Origin of the sequence: Arthrobacter oryzae (assembly GCF_037911235.1) — a bacterium.
GTDB classification, from domain to species: Bacteria; Actinomycetota; Actinomycetes; order Actinomycetales; family Micrococcaceae; genus Arthrobacter; species Arthrobacter oryzae_E.
This window is the reverse complement of the sequence record NZ_JBBLYW010000005.1, coordinates 78,504-85,770: the sequence shown is the minus strand read 5'-3', so window position 1 is coordinate 85,770 and position 7,267 is coordinate 78,504. Positions and strand designations below refer to the sequence as shown.

The window sequence follows — 7,267 nt, the reverse complement described above, 5'->3', positions numbered from 1 at the left end:
CCCTCCTTCAGTTCCTGCACTGTTCCGTCGGACCCTCTCCCAACCACAGGCAAAGGCCGGCCCGGCACCCAACCCCGGAACCGCCGTCGAACCCCACCCAAAAATGAAAGAGCGCCCCGAAAATTTCCGCCAGGAAATGAGAGGGCGTCCGGGATTTTCCCGCAGGTAGTGAGAGAGCGTCGGTGGGGGAGGGCGGCTGGCCGTTACTGTGTTGCCTAGTGGCCGGGCCCAATGTTGAGTTGGGTTCAACGTCCCTGTGAGGCTTGCCACGGGAGCGGCCGGTAGGGCCGGGGCAGTTAGTTCGTGGGCGGTGACTCGCCTAGAATTGCATGAGATGTACGGACTTGGAAGCGCTTTATTTCGGGTTGCGTAGGATAACGAAACACGGATAAGAGCGGCTGCGATTGCGCCAGTGGTCGGCTCACAACAGGAGGAATCCAACATGGCTGAGCACAACGGCGGGAATCGAAGCGGCAAAGACCGGGGCAGCTACGGCGGCGGCCGTCCTTCAGGCGGGAGACCTTTCCGGGCCTCAAATAATTCAGGCGGCGAACCTCGCGGATTCCGCGCCAAAGATGATCGCGGTGATCGTCCGTCGCGTGAGGGTGGCGGTGAGCGCCGTAGTTTCGGTGGGGGCGATCGTGATCGTAAGCCGTTTGGTGCCGGTGGCGGTGATCGGGATCGTAAGCCGTTTGGTGATCGTCCGTCGCGTGAGGGCGGCGGGGAACGCCGTAGCTTCGGCGCCGGTGACCGTGATCGTAAGCCGTTCGGTGCCGGTGGCGGTGATCGGGATCGTAAGCCGTTTGGTGATCGTCCGTCGCGTGAGGGCGGCGGGGAACGCCGTAGCTTCGGCGCCGGTGACCGTGATCGTAAGCCGTTCGGTGCCGGTAGCGGTGATCGGGATCGTAAGCCGTTTGGTGATCGCCCCTCGCGTGAGGGCGGCGGGGAACGCCGCAGTTTTGGTGCCGGCGCTGGCGATCGCGATCGTAAGCCGTTTGGCGACCGACCGCGTCGCGAGAGCGACGGCGACCGCCGCAGCTTTGGCGGCGGTGACCGTGATCGTAAGCCGTTCGGTGACCGACCGGCGCGTGAAGGCGGAGAACGCCGCGGTTTCAGCGGAGGTGCCGGCGGTGGCGACCGTGATCGTAAGCCCTTTGGCGGTGGCGACCGTGATCGTAAGCCGTTTGGTGATCGTCCTCGCCGTGAAGGCGACGGGGAACGTCGCAGCTTCGGTGGCGGAGACAATCGCAAGCCTTTCGGTGACCGCCAGGAACGTGCGCCGCGGAGCTTTGACCGGGGCGAATCGGGCCCTCGCGACTTCGGACGCGACCGCCCCGAGGACCGCCCGGCCCGCGTACCCAACGCCCGCGACCTCCGCAGCGCCAACCGCCCGGACCGTGAGCGTTCTCCCCAGATCGACGAAGATGTCACAGGCCAGGAGCTGGACCGCGCCACCAAGCACGAGATCAAGACCCTCGAACCTAAGAGCGCGGAGTGGGTTGCACGCCACCTGGTGATGGCAGGCCGCCTTATTGACGACGAACCGGAACTTGCCTTCCAGCATGCCCTGGCTGCCAGCCGCCGCGGCGGCCGTCTGTCCGCAGTCCGCGAGGCCGTGGGCCTGACCGCCTACGCAGCGGGACACTACGGTGAAGCCCTCCGCGAGTTCCGCACCTACCGACGGATCAGCGGCTCCAACGTCCACCTGCCCGTCATGGCCGACTGCGAACGCGGGCTGGGACGTCCGGACCGCGCCCTCGACGTCGCGCGCTCCGAGGAGGCCAATGACCTGGACGCACCGGGCAAGGTTGAACTTGCCATCGTGGCCGCCGGCGCCCGCAGCGACCTCGGCCAGCTGGACGCGGCCGTTGCCGAGCTGGAAATCGCCCAGTTGGATATCAACCGTGCCTTCTCGTACAGCCCCCGACTCTTCCGCGCCTACGCGGACGCTCTCGCGGCAGTAGGCCGCACCGAGGAATCCGCAAAGTGGCAGCGCCAGGCGGTTGTTGCGGAGAACGCACTCGGCCTCGGTGCTGACGAGGAGCCTGACATTATCGACCTCGGCTGGGACGAGGAAGAAGAAGCCCGCGAAGAGGAAGCACGGCGCCGCCTGCTCGCCCAGCAGCAGGCGGACAGCGCACCTGCCCCGGCGCCCGGGGTCCGGGACGACACCCAGTCAGCCGTCGTCGAGGCTGCCGCTTCGGACGCGGCCGCATCAGAAGCAGCTGCCTTGGACGAAGGCTCCGATGACTCCGAAGCTGATTACTTCGAATCCGACGATGCTGAATCCGACCAGGACTCCGTCGAGGCAGACGAACTCGAAGAAGACACCAGCGAAGACGCTACAACCGAGGACGCCTACGGTGCCGGCGATGCGGACGCCGGACACTCGGACCGCGAAAGGGAATAACTGCGCATGAGCGGTGCTTCATTGATCTCAAGGTTCGACGCCCTGCTGTCGGACCTTGACGGAGTTGTCTACGCCGGTCCCCACGCCATCCCGGGCGCCGTCGAGGCGTTGCGGCAACTGGCAGGAATCGACGTCGGACTTGGCTACGTCACCAACAACGCCTCCCGGACCCCCGCGCAGGTGGCAGCCCACCTGCGTGAGCTTGGCGCTCCCGCCGAAGACGAGCAGGTGGTCAGTTCCTCGCAGGCTGCCGGCGAGCTGCTGGCGGGCCTCCTCCCGGCCGGGGCACGGGTCCTGGTGACAGGTAGCCCGGCGCTGGCGCATGAGGTGGAGCTGGTAGGACTGACCCCGGTCCACAGCGCCAAGGACAATCCGGTGGCCGTGGTCCAGGGATTCAATCCCGAGATCGGCTGGAAGGACCTCGCCGAGGCATCGTACGTCATAGCCGGCGGCGCCCTCTGGGTTGCCACCAACACTGACATGTCCATCCCGCAGGCCCGCGGCATCGCTCCGGGCAACGGAACCCTGGTGGCTGCCGTCGCGGCGGCCACCGGGCAAAGGCCGCTGGTGGCCGGAAAGCCCGAGGCTCCGCTGTTCCGCACCGCCGCCAAGCGGCTCACCTCCGACCGGCCGCTCGTCGTCGGCGACCGGCTGGACACCGACATCCTCGGCGGGAACAACGCCGGTTTCGCCACGGTGGCAGTGCTCACCGGCGTCGATACCCGGGAATCGATCCTCGCCGCCCGCACGGCCGAGCGGCCGGACTACCTGATCAATGACCTCAGTGATCTGTACCGCCCGTACCCCGCTGTGGAAGAGCACGACGGCGGCGCGTTCCGTTGCGGTGCGTCCTCCGCCGTAGTGCGGGGTGAAGCCGTCCGCATCAGCGGGGGTCCGGATGACCTGGATTCGTGGCGGGCGGCCTGCTCGGCATGGTGGGCGGCCCATCCGGACGCAGACGCTGCGCTGGCTCCGACGGTCGAGTGGCTGACGCGCTGAGCCGACTCACTAGACTGGGAACATGACCGAGCTGAACAACTTTCCGGAAGCCGGCCACGGCGTGAGCCCGGTCGGAGACACTTCAGTCGACGCTGTGCTGGAACGCCTGGGCAACCTCCAGGGGCTGCCCGTCGAACAGCACGCGGAGGCCTACTCGGCTCTTCACGATGCACTGCTGGATGCGCTGAACGAGGACGACCCTTCGGCTGCGGGTGACGCCTGAGGATGGCAAGGCTTGACCAAATGCTCGTCACCCGCGGGCTGGCGCGATCCCGCACGCATGCGGCGCGCCTGATCGCCGACGGCAAAGTCAGCTCAGACGGCGCAGTTCTGGCCAAAGCTTCCCATCAGGTGGACGACCTCACGCCCCTTGATATCGCCGAGGACGGCCAGGACAGTTACGTGAGCCGGGCCGGCCACAAACTCGCCGGAGCGCTCGACGCGTTCCCGGAAGTCACGGCGGATGGAAAGCGCTGCCTGGACGCCGGCGCCTCTACTGGCGGCTTCACTGAGGTCCTGCTCAGGCGCGGAGCTGACCACGTAGTGGCGGTCGACGTCGGGCACGGCCAGCTGGTGCCGCAGCTCAGGAACGACCCCCGCGTATCGGTGCACGAGGGCCTTAACGTGCGATACATGGCGCCGGACGCCATTGGCGGTCCGGTGCAGCTGACGGTGGCCGATCTCTCGTTCATCTCGTTGACCCTGGTCCTTGAGCCGCTGGCGGCATGCACACATCCCGGCGGGGACCTGGTCCTGATGGTCAAGCCGCAGTTCGAGATCGGCAAGGACCGGCTGGGCCGCACCGGAGTGGTGAATTCCGAGCGTGAACGCCGGATGGCGGTGGAAAAAGTCGCCAATGCAGCGCTGGACGCAGGGCTCGACCTGCGCGGCCTGGCGGCAAGCCCGTTGCCCGGCCAGGACGGAAACGTCGAATACTTCCTGTGGATAAAGCGGAGGATGACCCCGGACTTGCCTAAGATCGAAGAGCGGGACGCAGCCGTTGCTGCGTTGCTCGGAACAATCTGGCCGAACCACTAGAAAGCGGAACCCGATGAGCAGGCGTGTACTGGTCCTTGCCCACACCGGCCGCGAGGAATCACTGAAGGCTGCCTGGGAGGCGTGCGTCCAGCTGCACGCCTCAGGCATCGTTCCGGTGATGCAAAAATCCGAACTTGAAGACATGGAGGGGTTTTTCGGCCGGCTCGAAGACCCCGTGGAAATCCTCCACGACCACATCCAGCTCCCCGATGTCGAGCTGGTCATGGTCCTCGGCGGCGACGGCACCATCCTCCGCGCCGCCGAGCTGGTCAGGGAAGTGAACGTCCCGCTGCTCGGCGTCAACCTGGGCCACGTGGGCTTCCTTGCCGAAAGCGAGCGGGCCGACCTGGCACAGACCGTCGAATGGATCGCGAGCCGCGACTACACGGTGGAAGAACGAATGACCATCGACGTCCAAGTCTGGGTCCGCGGACAGAAGATCTGGCACACCTGGGCGCTGAACGAGGCAGCCATCGAAAAAGGCAACCGGGAACGGATGCTGGAAGTGGTCACCGAAGTGGATGAGCGTCCGCTGACATCGTTCGGCTGCGACGGGGTGGTCATGGCCACTCCCACCGGGTCAACGGCCTATGCGTTCTCGGCAGGCGGTCCGGTGGTGTGGCCCGAAGTGGAGGCCCTGGTGATAGTTCCCATCAGCGCCCACGCGCTATTTGCCAAGCCCCTGGTGGTCTCGCCCCGGTCCAGGCTGGCCGTGGAAGTCCTGAACCGGACAGACGCCCAGGGCGTGCTGTGGTGTGACGGACGCCGTTCCGTGGACCTGCCGCCGGGCGCCCGCGTGGAGGTGACCCGCTCCGCAACCCCTGTGCGGCTCGCGCGGACGCACCAGACACCGTTTTCGGCGCGGCTGGTCCGTAAGTTCCAGCTACCCATCCACGGCTGGCGCGGCCCGATGCCCCAATCCGAATCCGTCCATACCGGGCCCGTGCCCATCATTCGTACCCCCCGGCCCATGGCGCCGCCTGCGGGTCCCCGGCACGCCGGGACGTCCGAGACTGATCCGACGACTGCGAAGTGAACCATGCTTGAAGAACTGAGAATCCGTGACCTCGGCGTCATCACCGACGCAACCCTCCCGCTGGGCCCAGGCCTCAGCGTCGTGACCGGTGAAACCGGCGCCGGCAAGACCATGGTGGTCACCGCCGTCGGACTCCTGCTGGGTGCCCGCTCGGATGCGGGCGCCGTGCGGAGTGGTGCGAAGAGCGCTTCGGCGGAAGCCGTCCTCAAACTGGACGCCGGGCATGCAGCCGTGGCGCGTGCGCTGGAGGCCGGTGCCGAGGTGGAGGAGTTCGACGGCGGTGCTGAACTGATCCTTGCCCGCCGCCTGGGTGCGGACGGACGCAGCCGTGCCTACCTTGGCGGCCGCGCCGCCCCGGTGGGGGTCCTCGCGGAGATCGGCGAAAGTCTGGTGGTGGTCCATGGCCAGTCGGACCAGATCAGGCTGAAAGGGGCGCTTGCGCAGCGCGGCGCCCTGGACAAATTTGCCGGGGACGCACTGGCGGGTCCGTTTGGCACGTACCAGGCTCTGTACAGCCACTGGAAGTCCATTCAGGCCGAGCTGGACACGCTGCGCAGCGCTGCCCGGGACAGGTTGCGGGAGGCGGAATCACTGGAGATCGCCCTTGCTGAGATCGACGACGTGGACCCGCAGCCGGGGGAGGACGAGTCGCTCAAGGCCGAGGCCGTGAAACTGGCCAACGTGGAAGAACTCAGGATTGCGGCAAATACCGCCCACCAGGCGCTCATCGCCGAAGACTACGGTGATGAGGGAGACGCCACCACCTTGGTGGACGCGGCAAAACGGACACTGGAACATGTGGCCGAGCACGACGCCGAACTCGGCTCGGCGGCCGCACGCCTCGCTGAGGTGGGTTTCCTGCTGAACGACATCGCGACGGAACTGGCGAGCTACCAGGCCGGGCTGGATTCGGAAGGTCCGGAGCGGCTGGCGGAAATCGAGGACCGGCGGGCCGCCCTGGCTAAACTGGTCCGCAAGTATGCCCCCAGCATCGATGAGGTCCTGGTGTGGGCGGAGAATGCGCGTGTCCGGTTCGACGAACTGCAGGACGACTCCACCAGGATCGAGGCGCTGGATGCGGAAGTCGCCCGGACCGAGACTGAGCTCAAGAAGCAGGCTGCGGCCATCAGTAAAATCCGGGGCAAGGCCGCCAAGGACCTCTCGGCGCGGGTCAGCGCCGAACTGAAGGCCCTTGCCATGGCCGATGCGACCCTGGTGATCACCATCGAGCCGGCGGCGCAGCTTATGCCCTACGGAGCGGATGAGATCTCGTTCCTGCTCCAGCCGCACTCCGGTGCCCCTGCCCGTCCGCTGGGCAAGGGTGCCTCAGGCGGTGAACTGTCCCGGGTGATGCTGGCCATCGAAGTGGTGCTCGCCGCAGTGGACCCGGTGCCCACCTTTGTGTTCGACGAGGTGGACGCCGGTGTGGGCGGACGTGCGGCCGTCGAGATCGGCCGTCGGCTGGCCATGCTGGCCCGCCATGTCCAGGTCCTGGTCGTCACGCACCTTCCGCAGGTCGCCGCGTTCGCTGACCAGCACATCACCGTCACCAAGACCTCGGTCAGGGGCGCTGACGGCGGCACGGCCACCGGGTTCACGTCCAGTGATGTGCGGCTGCTCGACGGCCCCGAGAGGGTCAAGGAGCTCGCCCGGATGCTGGCCGGCCAGGAAGACTCCGAAACGGCGCAGGCCCACGCGCAGGAGTTGCTGGACGACGCCAAGCTGTTGCCGCAGCGGGCCTGAGCGGTACTGCGAGAACCATCACATCGGCCGGCCTGCCGCCC

Annotated in this window: 7 protein-coding genes; 6 read left to right on the top strand and 1 reads right to left on the bottom strand. The window is 67.0% G+C overall.

What is annotated here, in order from left to right:
* Positions 1 to 541 precede the first annotated feature (541 nt).
* Positions 542 to 1,510 carry a hypothetical protein gene (locus WMN78_RS02090; RefSeq protein WP_340531737.1) on the bottom strand — a complete coding sequence of 323 codons (969 nt, stop codon included), beginning with the start codon at positions 1,508 to 1,510 and terminating at the stop codon, positions 542 to 544.
* 6 nt (positions 1,511 to 1,516) lie between these two features.
* Between WMN78_RS02090 and WMN78_RS02085 the strand changes: the two genes are divergently transcribed.
* The 6 genes from WMN78_RS02085 to recN are packed head-to-tail and all read left to right on the top strand — an operon-like array spanning position 1,517 to position 7,226.
* Positions 1,517 to 2,410 (top strand): hypothetical protein, encoded by an 894-nt coding sequence (locus WMN78_RS02085; RefSeq protein WP_340531735.1) that lies wholly within the window; start codon positions 1,517 to 1,519, stop codon positions 2,408 to 2,410.
* Between the two features lie 6 nt (positions 2,411 to 2,416).
* On the top strand, positions 2,417 to 3,409 hold the full coding sequence (locus tag WMN78_RS02080; protein ID WP_340531734.1) for an HAD-IIA family hydrolase: 993 nt from the start codon (positions 2,417 to 2,419) through the stop codon (positions 3,407 to 3,409).
* Positions 3,410 to 3,431: 22 nt separating this feature from the next.
* Positions 3,432 to 3,632: a hypothetical protein gene (locus WMN78_RS02075; RefSeq protein ID WP_340531732.1), complete on the top strand. Its 201-nt coding sequence runs from the start codon at positions 3,432 to 3,434 to the stop codon at positions 3,630 to 3,632.
* Positions 3,633 to 3,634: 2 nt separating this feature from the next.
* On the top strand, positions 3,635 to 4,447 hold the full coding sequence (locus WMN78_RS02070) for a TlyA family RNA methyltransferase (RefSeq protein WP_340531731.1): 813 nt from the start codon (positions 3,635 to 3,637) through the stop codon (positions 4,445 to 4,447).
* A 13-nt stretch (positions 4,448 to 4,460) separates the two neighbouring features.
* Positions 4,461 to 5,483 carry an NAD kinase gene (locus WMN78_RS02065; RefSeq protein WP_340531730.1) on the top strand — a complete coding sequence of 341 codons (1,023 nt, stop codon included), beginning with the start codon at positions 4,461 to 4,463 and terminating at the stop codon, positions 5,481 to 5,483.
* 3 nt (positions 5,484 to 5,486) lie between these two features.
* Positions 5,487 to 7,226, top strand: a complete 1,740-nt coding sequence (gene recN, locus WMN78_RS02060) for a DNA repair protein RecN (protein WP_340531729.1) — start codon at positions 5,487 to 5,489, stop codon at positions 7,224 to 7,226.
* Positions 7,227 to 7,267: the final 41 nt, after the last annotated feature.